This is a genomic window from Cohaesibacter sp. CAU 1516 (genome assembly GCF_005771485.1).
Taxonomy (GTDB): Bacteria; Pseudomonadota; Alphaproteobacteria; order Rhizobiales; family Cohaesibacteraceae; genus Cohaesibacter; species Cohaesibacter intestini.
In genome coordinates this window covers 25,332-43,676 of the sequence record NZ_VANT01000010.1, presented here as the reverse complement: position 1 = coordinate 43,676, position 18,345 = coordinate 25,332, and the positions used below count along the sequence as shown (strand labels likewise).

The 18,345-nt window shown below is 56.5% G+C and carries 19 protein-coding genes and 1 other RNA gene; 3 read left to right on the top strand and 17 right to left on the bottom strand.

What is annotated here, in order from left to right:
• Positions 1-23: 23 nt before the first annotated feature.
• The 11 genes from tilS to ruvC form a co-directional block, all read right to left on the bottom strand.
• Positions 24-1,361, bottom strand: coding sequence for a tRNA lysidine(34) synthetase TilS (gene tilS / locus FDK21_RS18615; RefSeq protein ID WP_171022153.1), 1,338 nt, complete (start codon positions 1,359-1,361; stop codon positions 24-26).
• Positions 1,348-2,388, bottom strand: a complete 1,041-nt coding sequence (gene ybgF, locus FDK21_RS18610; protein WP_138150414.1) for a tol-pal system protein YbgF — start codon at positions 2,386-2,388, stop codon at positions 1,348-1,350. The genes tilS and ybgF overlap by 14 nt, the downstream gene beginning before the upstream one ends.
• A gap of 272 nt (positions 2,389-2,660) precedes the next feature.
• Positions 2,661-3,140: a peptidoglycan-associated lipoprotein Pal gene (gene pal, locus FDK21_RS18605; protein WP_114010556.1), complete on the bottom strand. Its 480-nt coding sequence runs from the start codon at positions 3,138-3,140 to the stop codon at positions 2,661-2,663.
• 216 nt (positions 3,141-3,356) lie between these two features.
• Positions 3,357-4,649: a Tol-Pal system beta propeller repeat protein TolB gene (gene tolB / locus FDK21_RS18600; protein ID WP_138150432.1), complete on the bottom strand. Its 1,293-nt coding sequence runs from the start codon at positions 4,647-4,649 to the stop codon at positions 3,357-3,359.
• 174 nt (positions 4,650-4,823) lie between these two features.
• Positions 4,824-5,759, bottom strand: a complete 936-nt coding sequence (locus FDK21_RS18595) for a cell envelope biogenesis protein TolA (protein WP_138150413.1) — start codon at positions 5,757-5,759, stop codon at positions 4,824-4,826.
• On the bottom strand, positions 5,760-6,212 hold the full coding sequence (gene tolR / locus FDK21_RS18590) for a protein TolR (protein WP_114010554.1): 453 nt from the start codon (positions 6,210-6,212) through the stop codon (positions 5,760-5,762).
• A gap of 3 nt (positions 6,213-6,215) precedes the next feature.
• Positions 6,216-6,926 (bottom strand): protein TolQ, encoded by a 711-nt coding sequence (gene tolQ / locus FDK21_RS18585; RefSeq protein WP_114010553.1) that lies wholly within the window; start codon positions 6,924-6,926, stop codon positions 6,216-6,218.
• A gap of 331 nt (positions 6,927-7,257) precedes the next feature.
• Positions 7,258-7,716 (bottom strand): tol-pal system-associated acyl-CoA thioesterase, encoded by a 459-nt coding sequence (gene ybgC / locus FDK21_RS18580; RefSeq protein WP_114010841.1) that lies wholly within the window; start codon positions 7,714-7,716, stop codon positions 7,258-7,260.
• On the bottom strand, positions 7,700-8,758 hold the full coding sequence (gene ruvB, locus FDK21_RS18575) for a Holliday junction branch migration DNA helicase RuvB (RefSeq protein ID WP_114010840.1): 1,059 nt from the start codon (positions 8,756-8,758) through the stop codon (positions 7,700-7,702). Before ruvB ends, ybgC begins: the two co-directional genes overlap by 17 nt.
• A complete protein-coding gene (ruvA, locus tag FDK21_RS18570) occupies positions 8,758-9,375 on the bottom strand; it encodes a Holliday junction branch migration protein RuvA (RefSeq protein WP_114010552.1) in 618 nt (205 codons plus the stop codon). The genes ruvB and ruvA overlap by 1 nt, the downstream gene beginning before the upstream one ends.
• A 35-nt stretch (positions 9,376-9,410) precedes the next feature.
• Positions 9,411-9,914, bottom strand: coding sequence for a crossover junction endodeoxyribonuclease RuvC (ruvC, locus tag FDK21_RS18565; protein ID WP_114010551.1), 504 nt, complete (start codon positions 9,912-9,914; stop codon positions 9,411-9,413).
• Between the two features lie 145 nt (positions 9,915-10,059).
• Between ruvC and FDK21_RS18560 the strand changes: the two genes are divergently transcribed.
• Positions 10,060-10,692: a LysE family translocator gene (locus FDK21_RS18560; RefSeq protein WP_138150412.1), complete on the top strand. Its 633-nt coding sequence runs from the start codon at positions 10,060-10,062 to the stop codon at positions 10,690-10,692.
• Positions 10,693-10,774: 82 nt separating this feature from the next.
• Here FDK21_RS18560 and FDK21_RS18555 read toward each other — a convergent pair whose 3' ends face one another.
• The 6 genes from FDK21_RS18555 to FDK21_RS18530 form a co-directional block, all read right to left on the bottom strand.
• Positions 10,775-11,524: a YebC/PmpR family DNA-binding transcriptional regulator gene (locus tag FDK21_RS18555; RefSeq protein ID WP_138150411.1), complete on the bottom strand. Its 750-nt coding sequence runs from the start codon at positions 11,522-11,524 to the stop codon at positions 10,775-10,777.
• 128 nt (positions 11,525-11,652) lie between these two features.
• On the bottom strand, positions 11,653-12,480 hold the full coding sequence (locus FDK21_RS18550) for a TIGR00282 family metallophosphoesterase (RefSeq protein WP_138150410.1): 828 nt from the start codon (positions 12,478-12,480) through the stop codon (positions 11,653-11,655).
• 133 nt (positions 12,481-12,613) lie between these two features.
• A complete protein-coding gene (locus FDK21_RS18545) occupies positions 12,614-13,204 on the bottom strand; it encodes a 5-formyltetrahydrofolate cyclo-ligase (protein ID WP_246657622.1) in 591 nt (196 codons plus the stop codon).
• Positions 13,205-13,382: 178 nt separating this feature from the next.
• A non-coding RNA gene (gene ssrS / locus FDK21_RS18540) (6S RNA) lies at positions 13,383-13,543 on the bottom strand.
• Positions 13,544-13,595: 52 nt separating this feature from the next.
• Entirely contained in the window at positions 13,596-13,955 is a 360-nt protein-coding gene (locus tag FDK21_RS18535; protein ID WP_114010547.1) for a cell division protein ZapA, read from the bottom strand.
• A 27-nt stretch (positions 13,956-13,982) separates the two neighbouring features.
• Positions 13,983-14,264: a DUF4164 family protein gene (locus tag FDK21_RS18530; protein ID WP_114010546.1), complete on the bottom strand. Its 282-nt coding sequence runs from the start codon at positions 14,262-14,264 to the stop codon at positions 13,983-13,985.
• A 695-nt stretch (positions 14,265-14,959) separates the two neighbouring features.
• On the opposite strand from FDK21_RS18530, the gene tkt reads away from it, so the two are divergent.
• Both tkt and gap read left to right on the top strand, forming a co-directional pair.
• Positions 14,960-16,951: a transketolase gene (gene tkt / locus FDK21_RS18525; RefSeq protein ID WP_138150408.1), complete on the top strand. Its 1,992-nt coding sequence runs from the start codon at positions 14,960-14,962 to the stop codon at positions 16,949-16,951.
• Between the two features lie 366 nt (positions 16,952-17,317).
• Complete coding sequence (gap, locus tag FDK21_RS18520; protein ID WP_138150407.1) at positions 17,318-18,325, top strand: type I glyceraldehyde-3-phosphate dehydrogenase; 1,008 nt, start codon at positions 17,318-17,320, stop codon at positions 18,323-18,325.
• The last annotated feature ends 20 nt before the right edge of the window (positions 18,326-18,345 follow it).

The following is an 18,345-nucleotide window of genomic DNA, read 5'->3' as shown; positions in this document are numbered from 1 at the left end:
GTCTCTCTGGGGAAACATTTCGTTTATTTTTCTTGGAATTCAACCCTTATCCCCGAAAGTTCACTCAAGTCTGTCCAATCTTTAACGAAGACGGGCTTGTCCATAAACCAGACTGACGGCAGAGCCTCAATCAACCCCATCGGCAGATCGCCATGATAGGCGCGGAAAGAGGCAAGAAATTGCCCTTCCTGCTCCATCAGGCAGACACCGTGCCGCCCCAATGGTTTCAGAGCGCCTTCTGCGTGTGGCGGCATACCGGACACGGATACCGTCTTATACAGCCCCGGCCAGTCAATTGGATCACCCGCCCGGAAGGACCGGGTGAAGGGATCGCGTCCCAACTCACGATAGATCCATAGATCATGTCCATCCGGCTCGAAACAGCAACCGCCAAAGGTACGCTTCCCGTCTCGCTCGCTGTTGCACCTCACATAAGCCAGATCAAGCGCCAGCAACTTTTCCTCACGCGGCGGATAGGCTGCCCCCGCCACATAGTCAATACACCGCCGCCAGATCCGCAACCGCACCTCTTCGAGGTGACTTGAGAGACCATCCAGCGACAGACGCAAGGACCGCCCCGGCTTCACTTCAACGTCTGAGTGAAAACTTTGCTCGCTCATTGCTTCGAGCGCAGCATCCGCCCTCTGCATCCGACGCGCTGTGGCAGCCAGTCTTTCTGCATCGCACCCTTCAGCGGCGAGCATCGGCATCCATTGCCGCACCCGGACACGCTGGTAGGCATCCTGATGGTTGCTTGGATCGTCCACCCAGCGCTTGTCCATGGCCTCCAAAGACGCACGCAATCGTGTTTTGGGCACGCTCAGAAAGGGACGCAACAGCGTCAGTTCATCGAGTTTTTGTTCCGGGCGCATCGCGCCAAGACCGGTGACGCCACTGCCACGCAGCAACCGCATGATCAGCGTTTCGGCCTGATCATCCAGATGATGGGCCAGTATAATGTGCGAACAACCCAGCCTTCGTGCCTGATCTGCCAGCAATTGGTAGCGGGCCACACGGGCCTTAGCCTGTAGATTGCTCAGGTCCAAAGGCGGCGTCCAGACAAGGGTGAAATGGGACAGGCCAAGCGCCGCGGCCTCATCCGCCACGAAGGCGCATTCGGCGGTCGCTTCAGCCCGCAATCCATGATCGACACTGGCGACATGCAGCGACAGCGGCACCGCGCGCGCTTGTTGCCAATGATGACACAAAAACATGAGAGAAAGAGAATCAGCACCCCCGGAGACAGCAAGCAGAACCGATTTGAGCCGCAACAGCGGCGCAAACAACGCATCCAACTCTTCAAGTGTCAGGGGAGAAGGCGGCGGCGCGGTCGCGTCACCGGACTGTCTAGCATTGGGCACTTTTAATCTCGGCCCGCACTTTCTGACGCACACCGGACGAGGCATTCGGGAATTTGGCAAGCAATTCCTCAAAGGTCGCGCAAGCCGCGTCACGCTCATTGATCTTACGCAGGGACATACCGGTCTTCAGCAGGATTTCCGGAGCCTTCTGAGCGGTTGGATATTGGGAATAGGCATCGAGGAAGACCTGAATCGCCCCACGAAAATCCCCCTGTTGATAAAGGCTTTCGCCAATCCAGTAATGGGCATTGGGGGCCAGACGGTCATTGCCATAGGCCTGAACAAACTGGCGGAAGGCCACTTCGGCAGCGGGATAATTGCCTTGCAGCACCTGTCCGTAAGCCGCGTCATAATCGGTTGCCGGATCGCCGGTCAGGGCGGTCATCTGGTCCACGGCCCCGTTAGAAGGCTCCGTCGTTGCCCCGCCAAGCATGGAAGACAGATCGATCGGCCCAGTTCCTGGTTGCGTGCCTGGTTGCGTGCCCGGTTGCGTGCCCAATTGGTTTCCGGCCACCGGCTGGTTGTTCTGTGCCAGAGGCGCAGAGGTCAGCGGGTCGGCAGGCAAGCTACCCAGATTGCGCGGCGGCTCCCCCAGCTGTTCAAACTGCTGGGGTTGCTGGGTGCGTTGCTCGGCCGGCTGCCGGGGCTGACTGTTGCTGGAGCTTTTGCGTGGCGACTTGCCCCGCTCCAGATCCTGAAAGCGAAACTCGCTGTCTTCCTGAAAGCGACGCAGTTGTTCCTGCAACTGCCGCAGACGGAAATTCATTTCTTCCATCTGTCCGGTATATTGGCGCATCTGATTTTCAAGACGCTCCACCCGCACCGCAAGGTCGGCAGCGGACTGCGCAACCACGATACGGCCATCATTGTTGGGAATGGGCTGAGGCGGCAGCAACAGCCCCTGATTGCGTGCCTGCTGCTCAAGGCCCTCGACGCGTTTGGCCAACGCATCCAGCGGCTCCTGATTGGCAGCAAAAGTGGCACTGCCCCAAACCATCGCCAACACGGCGAATAAGAACCTGATCATGAATGTCCCCTGGGATCATGTGTCAAAACAAGGCGAAAGGGTCACCGATACATCGTCAGACTATCGGATTCTCGTCCTCTGTTAAGCCTTTTGAGCCAATTTCGCGGCAAAAATATGAAGCCCCTTGCCGACACCGCAGAAAAGCCCTGCTCTGCGTATGCTTTCCAGCGCACGCATCCACATATCTTGCCTTGAAACAGAAAAAGGACCGGCCTGTCGACCGATCCTCTTTCAAATATCCACCGGGCCAACCATTGCCCGATTGGCCAATTCTAGTTGGCCAAAGTGGTCACAGCACGTCGGTTCTGCGACCAGCAGGAAATATCGTTACAGACGGCGACCGGGCGTTCCTTGCCGAAGGATTTGGTCGACATCCGGGTCGCTGAGATGCCTTTGGACACCAGATAGGTCCGCACCGAGTTGGCACGGCGGGCACCAAGCGCGATGTTATATTCACGGGTGCCGCGTTCATCGGCATGGCCTTCGATGGCAATGCGGTAATTGCCATATTGCTGCAGCCAAAGGGCCTGTTTGTCGAGGGTTGCCTGAGCCGAGGTGTTCAGATCGGAACTGTCCGTATCAAAGAAGACACGATCACCGACATTGACGACAAAATCCTGAGCGGATCCAGGCGTCGCAGCAGACAGGCCCGGATTGGCAAGCTTGTCGGGGCTCGAGGAACAAGCCGCCAGCGCCGTCATCAGGGCGATACCGAATGCGGCACGAATGGAGAATTTTGCGCGAGTTGACATTAGTCTTGTCCTTCATATCCCAAAGGAGTGGATTTACTGGCCTTCTATAATGAAAAACTTAGGTTAACTGCGGGTTTGCAAAGATGGTTAACAAAGTCTTTCTTGGCACTTATCCCTCACATTGCGTGAGATCCCGACATCTGTCGCAAACATGGCCAGACTGAGGCGAATGGCCCCAGTCCGGCTGCTTTTGTTGGATATTGCTGCTTTTCCGCATCAATTCACAAGGGGCGACCAGGCCGGATCAGAGCCGAAGGCTGGTGTTGGCACCACATATTCATTCCGGCCTGTGAGGTCGATGGAATAAAGCTTGGGTCCACCATTGGCTCCGGGGCTTTCCCGGAAGAACATCAGCACACGACCATTGGGCGCCCAGGTTGGCCCCTCATTGTGATAGCCATCCGCCAGAATACGCTCACGCGATCCGTCGGTCTGCATCACGCCGATCTGGAACTGCCCCTTATACTGCTTGGTGAAGGCAATCAGATCGCCGCGCGGCGACCAGACCGGGGTGGAATAGCTACCGGATCCAAAGCTGATACGCTGAACATTCGACCCGTCGGCATTCATCACGTAAATCTGCTGGCGCCCGCCACGATCACTTTCGAAGGCGATCTGGCGTCCGTCCGGCGAAAAACTTGGACTGGTATCGATTGAAGCGGAGTTGGTCAACCGGGTGATCTTGCCGTTGCGCAGATCCATCCGGTAAATGTTGGCATCGCCCCCCTGCTGCAGGCTGAGCACAATGCTCTGCCCGTCAGGCGAGAAGCGCGAGGAGAAGCTCATGCCGGGAAACTGGCCGACATTGGACCGGCGACCGGTCTCAATATCGAGCAGATAGGCCCGTGGCTGGCCATCTTCCAGCGCCATATAGGTGATTTCCTGCTTGGTCGGCGAAAAGCGCGGCGTCAAAACCAGATTGCGACCATCGGTCAGATAGCGCACATTGGCCCCGTCCTGATCCATGATGGCCAGACGTTTGACGCGATTGTCTTTTGGCCCGCTTTCATCGACAAAGACGATCCGCGTGTCGAAGTAACCCTTCTCACCGGTCAGGCGTTCATAAATCGCATCGGCGATAATATGCGCCACACGACGCCAGTTTTTCGGCGAGGTGAAAAATTGCTGGCCGGTCATCTGTTTGCCAGCAAACACGTCCCACAGGCGAAATTCCGCTTTCAGTCGACCATCGGCTTCCTGCGTCACGGTGCCCGTCACCAGCGCCTGCGCATTGATCACCGTCCAGTTGGCAAAGGATGGAACACTCGAGGAGGTCAGATCACGCTGAATGAAGGCATTGCGATCCACCGGGGCGAACAGCCCGGAGCGTTCAAGGTCAGCCTCGACCACCTTGGAGATATCCTGACCCTGCGGCACACCGGAGAAACTGGTGATGGCAATTGGCATCGGCTGAATATTGCCTTGCCGGATGTCAATCTCGATCAAGGCATGGCTGGGTTTGACACTCAGCCCCTGAAAGACGAGGGCCAGCAGCAACACCGGCAGCATCAAAAGAACCCGTTTGGTCCAGTGATCCCGGCGAATGGAGTGACCAATCGACATGGGCAAGATCTGAGCGGATTGGTCGGGCGCAGAAATCGGGTCCTGTTTCATCTCTTTGTACATCCTGTCTTGTCTCACGTCACATCTGGGGCCAAGGCCAAAGGCTCGGTTCCAATCGTGCTAGAACATCTCACGCGGGTCAAATGTAATACGCACACGCTTCCATGCATCATATTTGTCTTGCGGCAAGCTAGAATAGGGTCCGCAACGGCGTACCGCTCGCATGGCGCTTTCCACGGCTGCCACACCAAACTGGTTGGCCGGAAACTCCACCGGCTCCGGACCACTGACCACATTGCCTTGACGATCCAGACCAAACTCGATCCTGACACGCAATTGTGACGCATCCGCGGCACCAACCGGAGGTGACCAGCAAGGTGAAATCTGGGCCCGCAAGGCATCCAGCTCGCTCTGGGTCATCGCGGCGGCCTGATTGCCAGTGCGCGATCCAAAAGACGCATCCTGATCGCTGGTCGCCGCTTCGCTTGGCGCGGATTGATCAGCCTTGTTGGCAAGCGCCTTCAGAGCGTCGGTATCAAAGGAGCGCTGCTTTTTCGGCGGTGTCTTCTTGGGCGGACGCGGCCGCACCTTGGGCAAGGCGGCAATCGGCTTTGGCGCCTCGGGCTTGGCCTCTTCCACCTTCACCTCAGGCTCTTTGGGCGGCTCAGGCTTTGGTTCCGGCTCAACTTCGGGTTCTTTTGGTGGCTCCGGCTTTGGCGCAGGCTCTGGTATCGGAGGGGTCGGCTCTGGCTGTTTGGCCGGAGCCGGTTCCTTCGGCTTTGGCTCAGCCTTTGGCGCAGGCTTCGGCTCTGGCTTTTTGGGTTCCGGCTTTTTCGGCTCCGGGGCCTTTTCCTTCTTTTCCTGCACTTGTTCAGCAGGCTTGGCATCCTTCTCGCCCTTGCGCACATCGGTCACGTCAGACACTGAAACCAGCTCGATGGGCAGGATCTCCAGCTCCGTGATGTCATGCGGCTCCGCTGACGGCAGACTGAAAAGCCCCCATCCAAGCAGAACAACATGTCCGATGCTCGATGCTATGAAGCCGACATTGCGCAATTAGGATTGCTCCTCGGTGCTGACCAACCCGATTTTCTTGAAACCGGCGCGGTTCATCGCCCCCATCACCTTCATGATGGAACCATAATCGATCTCGCGGTCGGCCCGCACGAAAATGCGTTCTTCATAGCCATTCTCAGCGACAGCAAGCAGAGTTTGCACCAGACTGGCAAACTCAACTGGCTGATCCTGCAAAAAGAGACTGCCATCCTTGCGGATCGACAGGGTCAATGGCTCAGTTTGGCTGGAAAGCGGCTTGGCGCTTGATTCCGGCAAATCCAGCGGCACGCCCACAGTCATCATCGGGGCTGCCACCATGAAGATGATCAACAACACCAGCATGACGTCGACCAGCGGGGTGACGTTGATTTCGGCAACCGGTCTGTGTCGCATGGCGCGTCTTGCGCCGCGCCTGCGCGATCCACCCGGTGATCCCATAGAGCCCATACCCATCACTTAGCCCCTTTCGTCCATCAGACGGGACAGGATGGCGGAAAACTCATCGGCAAAACCTTCCAAACGAAGCGCATGCTGGGATGCAATCGACGCCAGCTTGTTATAGGCAACCACCGCCGGAATAGCGGCGAGCAGGCCAATGGCTGTGGCGAACAGAGCCTCGGCGATACCCGGCGCGACGACCGCAAGCGAGGTGTTTTTTGAAGCTGCAATGCCCTGGAACGAATTCATGATGCCCCAAACCGTGCCGAACAAACCAACAAACGGCGCTGCCGAGCCGACAGACGCCAGAAACAGCAAGCGTTTCTCAAGGCGATCCACCTCACGGGCCAGCGTCACATCGAGCACTTTTTCGATCCGGGTCGGCAGCCCGGCAAAGGACCGGGCATGCCCTTCAAACGACCGTTTCCATTCCCGCATTGCTGCGACGAACAAGGCAGCCATCGCATGATTGGGGCGTCCGGAAAGGGTTTGATAAAGCTCTTCAAGAGACTGACCGGACCAGAATACCTTTTCAAAACGGTCCATCTGTCTCTTTGTCCGCGCATAGAGCAGTGACTTGTCGATGATGATCGCCCACGACCAGATCGAGGCAGCCATCAGACCAATCATCACCAGCTTGACCACGATATGCGCTTGCAAAAACAACGAGATCAGCGACAGGTCAGCCGTCACCCCTGCAAGGGCGCCTTGCACTACCTCATCAGCCATTGTCTCTTGTCCTTTCTTTGCCGGTTTCTCTTTCGCACAAGTCCGGCGCTTTGATTGCTATTCTGCGACAGGTCTTGTCAGCAGATTTTGTCAAAACTAGGGACGCCAGACCTCTACACCCTGTTGCATTCTCTTCCCGAGACAGCATGATTATGGTTAATGAAAGATTAAATAGTCGTGAACGGACAGATCGGGGCCGCCAAACTTTGCCCGCATGGGGACAGAATGCCACTTACGCACTTCCCCATAGAAAAAAGCGAGACCCCATCAGAGCCTCGCTTCATTTTTCTGTTCTTGCGACCTGCAAATCGCAGCGGGTCATGGCATGGGGCTAAATCCCGAATATCTTGCGCATGCTGTCCGGCAGGCGTCTTGGTCGCCCTTCCCGGTTGATCACCACAACTGTGACGCGGGCCGTGAAGATCACCTCATCGTCGCGCAAAATCTTCTGATCAAGGATCATGCGCGCGCCTTTGACCGCCTCGACTCGCGTTTCAATCGTCAGCATATCGTCGATATGGGCGGACTTGAGATAATTGATATCCATATGCCGCACGGCCAGCGCCACCCGCTCTCCGTTTTCATCGGAATCAAGCTTGGAATGCTCGATGCCCAAGAGGCGGATATAATCCGAGCGGCCTCGCTCTATAAAGCGGATATAGGAGGCGTGATAAACGATCCCGGAAAAGTCGGTGTCTTCATAATAGACCCGCACCACCTGACGGTGACCAAAATCGGTGAGACGGCCAGCAAGATCTGGCCAGTTTTCTTGTTCATGATGCTCCGGCATCATCCAGTCCTTCAGCAAAAAGTCCCATTTGCGGAGGGGTGTCTTTTTGAGGCACAGCCAGACCCAAATGGGCAAAGGCCTTAGGCGCCAGCAGGCGTCCGCGCGGGGTGCGCTGGATAAAACCCTGCTGGATCAAATAAGGCTCAATGATTTCTTCAATGGCGTCCCGGGGTTCCGAAAGCGCCGCGGCTATGGTCTCTATACCGACCGGCCCACCACCAAATGAGGTGGCAATCAGGATCAGGTAGCGTCTGTCTAGGGCGTCAAGGCCCTCATTGTCAACTTCCAGCATTTTCAAGGCACGGTCTGCGACCTCGCGGCTGATCTCGCCACCCGCCTGCACGATGGCCACATCACGCACCCGGCGCAGCAAGCGTCCGGCGATGCGCGGGGTGCCACGCGACCGACGCGCAATCTCAACCGCACCATCCTTGGTGATGCCAACGCCCATCAGGCGCGCGCCACGGGTGACGATATATTCCAGCTCATCGACCGTATAAAAATTGAGCCGCACCGGAATACCGAACCGGTCACGCAATGGCGTCGTCAAAAGCCCCAGCCGGGTGGTCGCCGCCACAAGGGTGAATTTTGCCAGATCAATCTTCACCGAACGGGCCGCTGGCCCCTCACCGATGATCAGATCGAGCTGAAAATCTTCCATTGCAGGATAGAGAATTTCTTCTACCGCCGGGTTGAGCCGATGGATCTCGTCGATGAAGAGAACATCATTCTCTTCCAGATTGGTCAGCAGAGCCGCCAGATCACCTGCCTTGGCAATCACCGGACCGGAGGTGGATTTGAAATTCACACCAAGCTCGCGACTGACAATCTGCGCCAGCGTCGTTTTACCAAGCCCCGGAGGGCCGACAAACAGCACATGATCAAGCGCATCCTTGCGGGTGCGAGCCGCTTCAATGAAGATCGACAGATTGGCCCGTGCCTGCGCCTGCCCGACAAAATCATCGAGCATTTGCGGCCGCAAGGTCCGGTCGGTATCTTCCTCGGTTGTTTGGGCCGAAACCAGACGGTCATCATCCCCGATCATTGGCTAAGCTCCTTCAGGGCGAGGCGAATGAGCGCTGCGGTGCCCAGATCATCCCCTTCCCGTTTGATGACGGTGGCAACCGCCGCGCTTGCCTGAAGCTGCCCATATCCCAGATTGGACAGGGCCGAGACGGCCTCCGCCATGGCTTTGGGCGCGGCTGCACTGTCCATTTCGGCCTGCAGATTGGCAACCGCACCATCGGTTGCCGCCAGCGACGGCGTCTTGTCTTTCAACTCAGAGACAATGCGCTGCGCCACCTTGGGACCGACGCCGGGCGTGCGCGCCACCATCGCCTTGTCCTGCAAGGCAATGGCCGAGGTCAATTCGGAAATCTTCAGGGTCGAGAGAATGGCAAGCGCCACCTTCTGCCCCACCCCCTGCACTGTGGTCAGCAGGCGAAACCAGTCCCGCTCCAGCGTGGTGGCAAAGCCAAACAGCTTGATTTGATCTTCCCGCACATGGGTCTCGATCAGCACACTCGCTGCCTCACCAACCGAAGGCAAGGCCTGCAGGGTTTGGCCAGAACAATGGACCTCATAACCGACGCCACCCACATCGACAATCACATAGCCGTCGGCATATTCGTCGATCAGACCTTTCAGCTTGCCTATCATGGTTCGGCTCTCCGCTTCTTATCCCAGCCCGGCCTTCAGGCGATCTTCAGGGCTTTCTGTTTGCGCTGATGGGCGTGACAAATGGCAATGGCCAGCGCATCGGCGGCATCTTCGCTGTCGAAATGGGCTTTTGGCAACAGCATTTTGACCATCACCTGAACCTGTTTCTTGTCCGCATGGCCAACGCCAACCACGGTCTTCTTGACCGCGTTCGGTGCATATTCAGCCACTTCCAGCCCCCTTTGCGCGGGTGCCAGCAGTGCAATGGCCCGCGCCTGCCCCAGCTTCAGGGTGGCGGCAGCATCCTTGTTGACAAAGGTCTGCTCAACGGAGACTTCCTGCGGCTGGTATGTTTCCAACACGCCCCAAATACCCGTATGCAACTCCAGCAAGCGCGACGCCAGATCAAGCTTGTTATTCGAGGTGATCAGCCCTGAGCCAACAAAAATCAGCCGATTGGAGACAACATCAATCGCACCCCAGCCAGTACGGCGGAGCCCGGGATCAAAACCAACGATTCGGACAGGATGTTCTTTCATAGCTCTTCATTAGCCCGGAAATATGAACAATACCAGAACAAAGTCGCACTTCAAACAGGATTTGACAATTGCAGGCACCATGAGAAAATGGCGCTCACCTTCAGGATTTTGCACCCTTCTCGCCAACGCAATAAAGCATCTTTTCATGACCGACATCAATCTGCCTCTGATCATGGGCGCCTCCCTGCTCGCCATGGCAAGCCCCGGCCCGGCAACACTTGCCATTGCAGCGACCTCAATGTCCCATGGCCGCAAACACGGTCTGGCACTGGCCAGCGGAGTGTCAACCGGATCCTTCCTCTGGTCTCTGGCCGCCGCTCTGGGTATGGGCGCGGTGATGGCTGCCAATGTCTGGCTGTTTGAAGTGATGCGTTATTTCGGGGCCGGTTATCTGTTGTTTCTGGCCCTGAAGTCTGCGCGTTCCGCCATGACGCCAACAGGGCTGGAGCAACCAGCGATCGAGACGGCAGAACTGAGTCTGGGCAAAAGCTACCTCAAAGGGCTGGCAATTCACTTGACCAATCCCAAGGCCATTCTCTTCATCGGCTCAATCTATGCCCTTGGCCTGCCAGCGGAGGCCACCCCAACCAACCTGATGAGTGTTGTCCTGCTGCTTGGCAGCCAAAGCGCTCTTGTCTGTCAGCTCTATGCATGGATATTTGCCAGCCGCCCGGTCGTCAGTGGCTATCGCAAGACAAGACGCGCCCTTGATGCAGTCTTTGCCATGCTGTTCGGTGTTGCCAGTCTCCGCATCCTGACCAGCACCTTTGGGCACTGAATAGCACGCCAATGTGCCACAAAAGACAAAACCCCGCTTGGCAACCAAGCGGGGTTTTCTTTAAGTCGTCCGGCAGAAAAGCTTAGCCTTCCAGAGAGGCCATCACTTCGTCGCTCATGGAGAAGTTGGAATAGACATTCTGCACATCGTCATCATCTTCCAGCGCATTCATCAGCTTCATGATGGTGGCGGCTTTCTCGGCGTCAACGTCGATCTCGTTCTGTGGCTTCCAGATGGCTTTCTGGGATTCCGCTTCCTTGCCGAAAGATTCTTCCAGTGCCTTGCCCACTTCGATCATATCTTCAAAAGCGGTATAGATGGTGTGGCCTTCGTCATCACTGACGACATCATCGGCACCCGCCTCAATGGCAGCTTCCAGAACAGTATCCGCATCGCCAACATCCGCAGGATAAACCAGCTCGCCCACGCGATCGAACATGAAGGCCACAGACCCGGTTTCACCCAGAGACCCGCCATTTTTCGAAAAAGCAGCGCGCACGTTGGAAGCGGTCCGGTTGCGGTTGTCGGTCAGCGCTTCGACGACAACAGCGGTGCCGCCAGGGCCGTAGCCTTCATAGCGCACTTCATCAAAGTTGCCCTCGTCACCGGCCTCAGCCTTTTTAATGGCGCGGTCGATATTGTCTTTCGGCATGGACTGGCCGCGGGCGTTCTGGATGGCCAGACGCAAACGGGCGTTGGCATCAGGATCGCCACCACCCATTTTGGCCGCGACGGTGATTTCCTTGGAGAGCTTGGAGAACAGCTTGGACCGCTTGGCATCCTGTGCACCCTTGCGATACATGATATTCTTGAATTTTGAATGGCCTGCCATAATCCCTAAATCCGTAAATTCTGTCTCATCGCGCCCAAGGCGCATCAAATTTGTTGCAGGTGATGCCACAAGAGACCAGCAAAGATCAAGCGATCTGTTGCCAGAGCCTTCAAAGACTGGCTGTTTCGTTAGGATTTTTCCCAGAAGGACGGAATATGCGGGGATAGATGCCCGCCAATCCGCAACGGCTCGACAGCAAGGGCAAGGCCGGTTCCATCCTCAATATCGACGGCCACTCCGCAGAGGGTCGGATCACCAAGCGCTGGCGTAAAGCGCGCAGATGGAACCTTGCGCAGGAAGCGCTGTACCGGCTCTTCCTTCTCCATGCCAAGCACAGAATCATAGTCACCAGTCATGCCCGCATCCGACATATAGGCCGTGCCAGAAGGCAAAACCCGATAGTCCGAGGTTGGCACGTGAGTGTGGGTGCCCACCACCAAGCTGACCCGCCCATCGAGAAAATGTCCCATGGCCTGCTTTTCCGAGGTCGCCTCGGCATGAAAGTCGACCACGATCGCATCAGCAAACTCGCCCATCGGGCAGGCTGCCAACTCCTTCTCGACAGCAGCAAAGGGACAGTCCAGCGCATCCATATAGACCCGCCCCATGGCATTCATCACCAGGATATTGGCGCCATTGCGGGCAGTATAGAGATTGGCGCCCTTGCCGGGCACGCCGGAGGGGTAATTGACCGGCCTGAGGAAAGCAGGTTGCCGCTCGCAGAAAACCAGCGCATCGCGCTGGTCCCAGGCATGATTGCCGGTGGTGATAACATCGCCACCCGCATCCAGCAGATCCTGAACAATGGTCTCTGTAATACCGAATCCGGCGGCGGAATTCTCGCCATTGATGACAACGAAATCGATGCCATGGGCCTCAACCAGCCCCGGCAGTTTATCCTGCACGATCGTCCGACCGGCCCGGCCGACAATGTCCCCAATGAATAACAGTCTCATCGCGTCCTGCCTTCAGCGCGTCGCGCTGTCTTCTTTGGCCAAGCAACCACCCCGGAGGCTGCACGGCTCTACAAACTGAGAAGACATGATGCGATCACGTTTGAGGATCCATCAAACGACGCATCATTGAGCGTCAGGATGGGTCCGTAGCAGGGGAGTGAATGATACCGGCCTCGGTCACGATCATATCCAGAGGCAGGTCATAAAGACCAACCGGCACCTTGTCCAGTTTTTGCAATGAAAAAGCCAGTCCGAAACATTGCGGCCTTTGCTCAGCCTCAATCAGCCCGGCAATATACCGATCATAATATCCGGCCCCGTAACCAAGCCGATTGCCGCGATGATCAAAGGCCAACAGTGGCACGATCAGGATCTGCGGCTCGACAATCAGGGCCGAAGGGTCCGGTGCGAAGGTGCCATAGCCTCCATCCACCATCGGGCAATCGGGAAGCCATTGACGAAACACCATCTCACGATTTGCCAATGTCGCAGGCAAGGCCAAATCCGCTCCGGCTGACCGCAGCGGATCAACCAGGGCAAGGCAATCGATTTCAGAACCAATTGGCCAGAAAAGGCCTATCATGACCCCTTTGACATCATCCAGTTGATCAAGCAGAAGACGGGCTGCCTGTTCACTATGCACCGCGCGCTCCGCATGGGGCATGGCATCGCGCAGCACCCGCACCGTGGCACGCAACTGCGTCTTTCTGTCGATCAGTCGCATTTCATTCACGCCGCGTCCTCCCCGAGTTCACCATGATCATCCCATGACGAATGCCCCGCGACAATGCGCTGCCTCAATGATTCACACGCTCCCCAAGTCATCATACGAAAAGCCAACGAACAGGAAGCGAACAGAAAACAAAAGAGCGGCTCCCTTCATCAAGGAGCCGCTCTTGCAATAGGAAGCCGCAGCGACCGTTAAAGCTTTTCTGATCCTGGGACACCTTATGTTAAGGTGGGGGCCAGTTGAAGAGGACCACGGTCCCTATCAGCGCCAGCTCCCTTTCGGATCTTTAAGGCCCCGAGGAAAAGTAGCTTCTCACGTGAAGTGCAGCAAGCAATGGAATATATAGGAAGGGCGGTGGGAATTCCAGCCCACTGCGACAAGATTTTCAGCTTTCCAGCAATAAGTGTGACAAGCGCTCCAACTGCTCGGCGGCCTTGTCGATTCGGTGCGCCAACTGCTCCTGATCGCCTTCATTCTTGACCTGAACAGCCGACCGGGCTTCCCTCAGCGCCGAGACCTCCTGATCCAGATGCTTGACCCGGCCGTCCAACTCGGCCAGTTGGTCCATCGCCATGATCCCGGCCATCACCGTCAGGCGCTGATCACCAATTTCGCCGAAATTCTCTTTCAACTGATCAATCAACTCGTCAAACCGGCGCGCCAGCGACAGCAGATGGTCTTCCTGTCCGTCTTCGCACGCCATGCGATAGGCGCGACCATTGATACTGACACTGACCTGAACCATAGCCTTCTCCGGTCATCCCTTCACAGATCAGCCACCATGCTGATCCAGAACGGCCCGAACTGATTCCATTGCGGAGACCAGTCGTCGGGACACTTCTTCATTTGCACCTTCAAGGCGCTCTGATCGCGATTGGGCGGATTTCAAAGATTGCGTCAAAGTTTCGCGCTCCTTGCTCATCCGCTTCAAATCGCCCTGCAAGGCATTGAGAGACAAAGCCTTATCCTGCCTTTTGTCAACCGCCCGCTCGAGGGACGCAATCGCCTGCTCAAGCCGCACCAAGGCGTCCTGAACCGCTGGTCTTTCAGACATACTTCCCCCAACCTTCCCCCAACACGAAAAACTCTCACTTGCATTGCCACTCGCCACCGCCACTCGCCACAGCAAGGGGTCCGCAGCCCAATCCCGATTGTGCCCCCCCTCTTTGTCAGGCAGGGTCAAACGGACTGGCATTCTGGCCTGCTTTAGCGGAATGCACCCCCAGCGTCCAGCCATCCCACATCGCTTTGATGTGTTTTGGGCACATCTTTCATCGGGCCTTTCTTGCGCCAAGTCCCGGCTCTGTTGTCGTTTCTGCCTCTGGCATCCGCGATGGGGCATTTTGGGGCCAGCCCGACAGGCACGATCAACCATGGCATCCCCCGATGCCGTTCAGGAAAGCGATTCAAACCCGGTGAATCAGGCCAAAAATATGGCTAAATTTGAATCTAGGTGACTTCTGCCAGTCCCGTCAATGCCGCCTCTTCGTCAACAGTTCCAGTCCACAGGGGATTGTCTGGAGCGCAAAAATCAGCCTTTTTGCTAAGTCTAGGGCCAAGTTGAGATTGACTCTTCGCCCACGAGTGATAAATGTCTCAGCGTTTGTTTCAGCCTCTGTCTGCCGGGCTACAATGAGGCAGGGCAGGTCCTGAATGGCATGATCGACTACGATCACTCAACTGGCGGAGGGGGCACTAGGTTGGGATTTCCCTTGCTGTCACATTTGATAATTCCCAAAAGCAGAGTTCATGAGCAACATGGATAAACAAACCCGCATGGCACATGCGATCCGCTTTCTTTCAATGGACGCCGTTGAAAAAGCGAAATCAGGTCACCCTGGTCTTCCAATGGGTGCAGCCGACATTGCGACGGTTCTTTTCACCAAATTCATGAAGTTTGACCCGACGGCCCCGAAATGGGCTGACAGAGACCGCTTCGTCCTGTCCGCCGGTCACGGTTCAATGCTGCTTTATTCTCTGCTGCATCTTCTCGGCTATGAAGACATGTCGATTGAGGATCTTCAGAATTTCCGCCAGATCGGCGCGAAAACCGCGGGTCACCCGGAATTTGGTCATGCATGCGGCATCGAAACCACCACTGGCCCACTTGGTCAGGGTCTGGCCAACGCGGTTGGCATGGCAATTGCCGAGAAAGCACTGGCAGCCCAGTTCGGCTCCGAGCTGGTTGATCACTACACCTACGTGCTGGCTGGTGACGGCTGTCTGATGGAGGGCATCTCTCAGGAAGCCCTGTCTCTGGCAGGTCATCTGAAGCTGAACAAGCTGATCCTCTTGTGGGACGACAACAATGTCACCATCGACGGTGCCGTGTCCGTGTCTGATTCCACCAACCAGTTGGACCGCTTCAAGGCCTCTGGCTGGAACACCGACGCCATCGACGGCCATGACCACTCGGCCATCGAGAAAGCCATTGCTGCCGCTCAGAAGAGCGACAAGCCAACCATCATTGCTTGTAAAACCACCATCGGTTTTGGCGCGCCAAACAAGGGCGGCACCTCGTCCGTTCACGGCGCTCCATTGGGTGCAGCGGAAATTGCCGCTACCCGCGAAGCGCTGGGTTGGGAAAATGAGCCATTTGACATTCCGTCCGACATTCGCGACGCATGGCGCATTGCTGGCCTGAATGCCGCTCATGGCCACAAAGAGTGGCAGAAGCGCTTTGAAGCTGCCGATTCCGAGCTGTCCGCCGAGTTTGAACGCCGCATGCGTGGCGACCTGCCATCCGGCTTCGAAGATGCCATGGCAGCCTACAAGAAAGAGCTGGCAGCCGAGCCCAAAAATGTTGCCACCCGCAAAGCCTCCGAGATGGCCCTCAATGTCATCAACGGTGTCCTGCCGGAAACCGTCGGCGGCTCTGCTGACCTGACCGGGTCGAACAACACCAAAACCTCGCACACCGTCTCCATCACGCCAGACGACTTCTCCGGTCGTTACATGAACTGGGGTATCCGCGAGCATGTGATGGCCTCTGCCATGAACGGCATGGCCCTGCATGGCGGCGTCATTCCTTACGGCGGCACCTTCCTGGTCTTTGCGGATTACATGCGCGGTGCGATGCGCCTCTCCGCCCTGATGGAACAGCGCGTTGTCTATGTCCTGACCCATGATTCCATCGGTCTGGGCGAAGACGGTCCGACCCACCAGCCGGTCGAGACCCTTGCCTCTTTGCGTGCCATTCCAAACATGCAGGTCTTCCGCCCTGCTGACGTGTATGAAACCGCAGAATGCTGGGAAGTCGCCATTCAGTCGGAGCACAATCCGAGCGTCCTGTCTCTCACCCGTCAGGGTCTGGAACCGGTTCGCACCGAATATTCCGATGACAATCTGTCAGCACGCGGCGCCTATCTTCTGTCCGATTGCGACGGGGAAGCCGACGTGTCGATCTTTGCTTCCGGCTCTGAAATCGAAGTCGCCATGGCAGCTCAGAAAGCCCTTGCCGAGCAGGACATCCAGGCCCGGGTGATCTCCGTGCCTTGCTTCGAGCTGTTCGAGAAGCAGTCCGCAAACTATCAGCGCGAGACGCTGGGCAGCGCCAAGGTCAATGTTGCGATTGAAGCTGCCATCCGCATGGGGTGGGATCGCTTCATCGGCTCTGACGGCATTTTTGTCGGCATGGACTCGTTTGGTGCTTCCGGCCCTTACAAAGAGCTTTATGAGAAGTTCGGCATCACCGCCGAGAATGTCGTCGCACTGGTTGCAGAGCGCCTTAAAACGTCATAACTTTTGAAGCAAAATGTCAATTTGGCGGGAAAATACGCAAAAAAATGCTGAAGTCCCGCCAAGTGACTTGGCAGCCATGCAAAAATGTCATACGACAAAAGTATGATAACGATTTAAATTGAGACTGATCAGTGCGTCATATTCAAAGGCGAATATGTGGCGCATAATTGGATGATCTGGAGGAGATCCCTGTTTCGACACTCACGCAAATTTGTGTTGAAACACGGACCATTCTCGAGCCAATGAACCAAAGCGTTATCCTGCCACCTTGAAGCCTCAGGGTGACAAGAAAACTCTCTCAAGTGGAAGTCCGACCCCCTTTCGTTGGTAAATTTCGGGGCAGGCAAGAAAATTCAGGAGAAGGTCATGACTGTAAAAGTAGCGATCAATGGTTTCGGTCGTATTGGTCGAAATGTACTGCGTGCTATCATCGAATCTGGTCGCACCGACATCGAAGTCGTAGCGATCAACGATCTGGGCCCAGTTGAAACCAACGCCCATCTGCTCCGCTTTGACTCTGTTCATGGTAAATTCCCTGCAGAAGTCACCGTTGATGGCGACACCATCAATGTCGGCCGCGGCCCAATCAAGGTCACCGCGATCCGCAACCCTGAAGAACTGCCTTGGGGTGAGCTGGGTATCGACATTGCCATGGAATGCACCGGTATCTTCACTGCCAAGGAAAAAGCGTCCATGCACCTGACCGCTGGTGCAAAGCGCGTTCTGGTGTCCGCACCGGCTGCTGGCGCTGACAAAACCATCGTTTTCGGCGTCAACCACGACACCCTGACCGCTGATGATCTGGTTGTTTCCAACGCATCCTGCACCACCAACTGCCTGTCTCCGGTTGCTTACGTTCTGGACAAAGCTGTTGGCATCGAAAAAGGCTTCATGACCACCATTCACTCCTACACTGGTGACCAGCCGACCCTCGATACCATGCACTCGGATCTGTACCGCGCCCGCGCAGCAGCCCTGTCCATGATCCCGACCTCCACCGGTGCTGCGAAAGCTGTTGGTCTGGTTCTGCCAGAACTGGCAGGCAAGCTGGACGGCGTCGCCATCCGCGTTCCAACCCCGAACGTCTCGGTTGTGGATCTGGTCTTCGAAGCCAAGAAAGACACCACCGTTGAAGAAATCAACGCAGCAATCAAAGAAGCTGCTGATGGCGCACTGGCTGGCGTTTTGGGCTACACCGAAGTGCCGAACGTATCTTGCGACTTCAACCATGATCCACATTCTTCCATCTTCCACATGGATCAGACCAAAGTCATGGAAGGCCGCATGGTCCGCATCCTGACCTGGTACGACAACGAATGGGGCTTCTCCAACCGCATGGCTGACACCGCGGTTGCTATGGCCAAGCTCATCTAATCACGGTGAGACAAGCCCCG

Excerpts from the sequence above, each read along its gene's own strand:
- ybgF (WP_138150414.1), bottom strand. The coding sequence starts at position 2,388 with ATGATCAGGTTCTTATTCGCCGTGTTGGCGATGGTTTGGGGCAGTGCC.
- pal (WP_114010556.1), bottom strand. The coding sequence starts at position 3,140 with ATGTCAACTCGCGCAAAATTCTCCATTCGTGCCGCATTCGGTATCGCC.
- tolB (WP_138150432.1), bottom strand. The coding sequence starts at position 4,649 with ATGCTGCCGGTGTTGCTGCTGGCCCTCGTCTTTCAGGGGCTGAGTGTC.
- tolR (WP_114010554.1), bottom strand. The coding sequence starts at position 6,212 with ATGGGTATGGGCTCTATGGGATCACCGGGTGGATCGCGCAGGCGCGGC.
- tolQ (WP_114010553.1), bottom strand. The coding sequence starts at position 6,926 with ATGGCTGATGAGGTAGTGCAAGGCGCCCTTGCAGGGGTGACGGCTGAC.
- ybgC (WP_114010841.1), bottom strand. The coding sequence starts at position 7,716 with ATGCCGGAGCATCATGAACAAGAAAACTGGCCAGATCTTGCTGGCCGT.
- ruvA (WP_114010552.1), bottom strand. The coding sequence starts at position 9,375 with ATGATAGGCAAGCTGAAAGGTCTGATCGACGAATATGCCGACGGCTAT.
- ruvC (WP_114010551.1), bottom strand. The coding sequence starts at position 9,914 with ATGAAAGAACATCCTGTCCGAATCGTTGGTTTTGATCCCGGGCTCCGC.
- FDK21_RS18560 (WP_138150412.1), top strand. The coding sequence starts at position 10,060 with ATGACCGACATCAATCTGCCTCTGATCATGGGCGCCTCCCTGCTCGCC.
- FDK21_RS18555 (WP_138150411.1), bottom strand. The coding sequence starts at position 11,524 with ATGGCAGGCCATTCAAAATTCAAGAATATCATGTATCGCAAGGGTGCA.
- FDK21_RS18550 (WP_138150410.1), bottom strand. The coding sequence starts at position 12,480 with ATGAGACTGTTATTCATTGGGGACATTGTCGGCCGGGCCGGTCGGACG.
- FDK21_RS18545 (WP_246657622.1), bottom strand. The coding sequence starts at position 13,204 with ATGCGACTGATCGACAGAAAGACGCAGTTGCGTGCCACGGTGCGGGTG.
- FDK21_RS18535 (WP_114010547.1), bottom strand. The coding sequence starts at position 13,955 with ATGGTTCAGGTCAGTGTCAGTATCAATGGTCGCGCCTATCGCATGGCG.
- FDK21_RS18530 (WP_114010546.1), bottom strand. The coding sequence starts at position 14,264 with ATGTCTGAAAGACCAGCGGTTCAGGACGCCTTGGTGCGGCTTGAGCAG.
- tkt (WP_138150408.1), top strand. The coding sequence starts at position 14,960 with ATGAGCAACATGGATAAACAAACCCGCATGGCACATGCGATCCGCTTT.
- gap (WP_138150407.1), top strand. The coding sequence starts at position 17,318 with ATGACTGTAAAAGTAGCGATCAATGGTTTCGGTCGTATTGGTCGAAAT.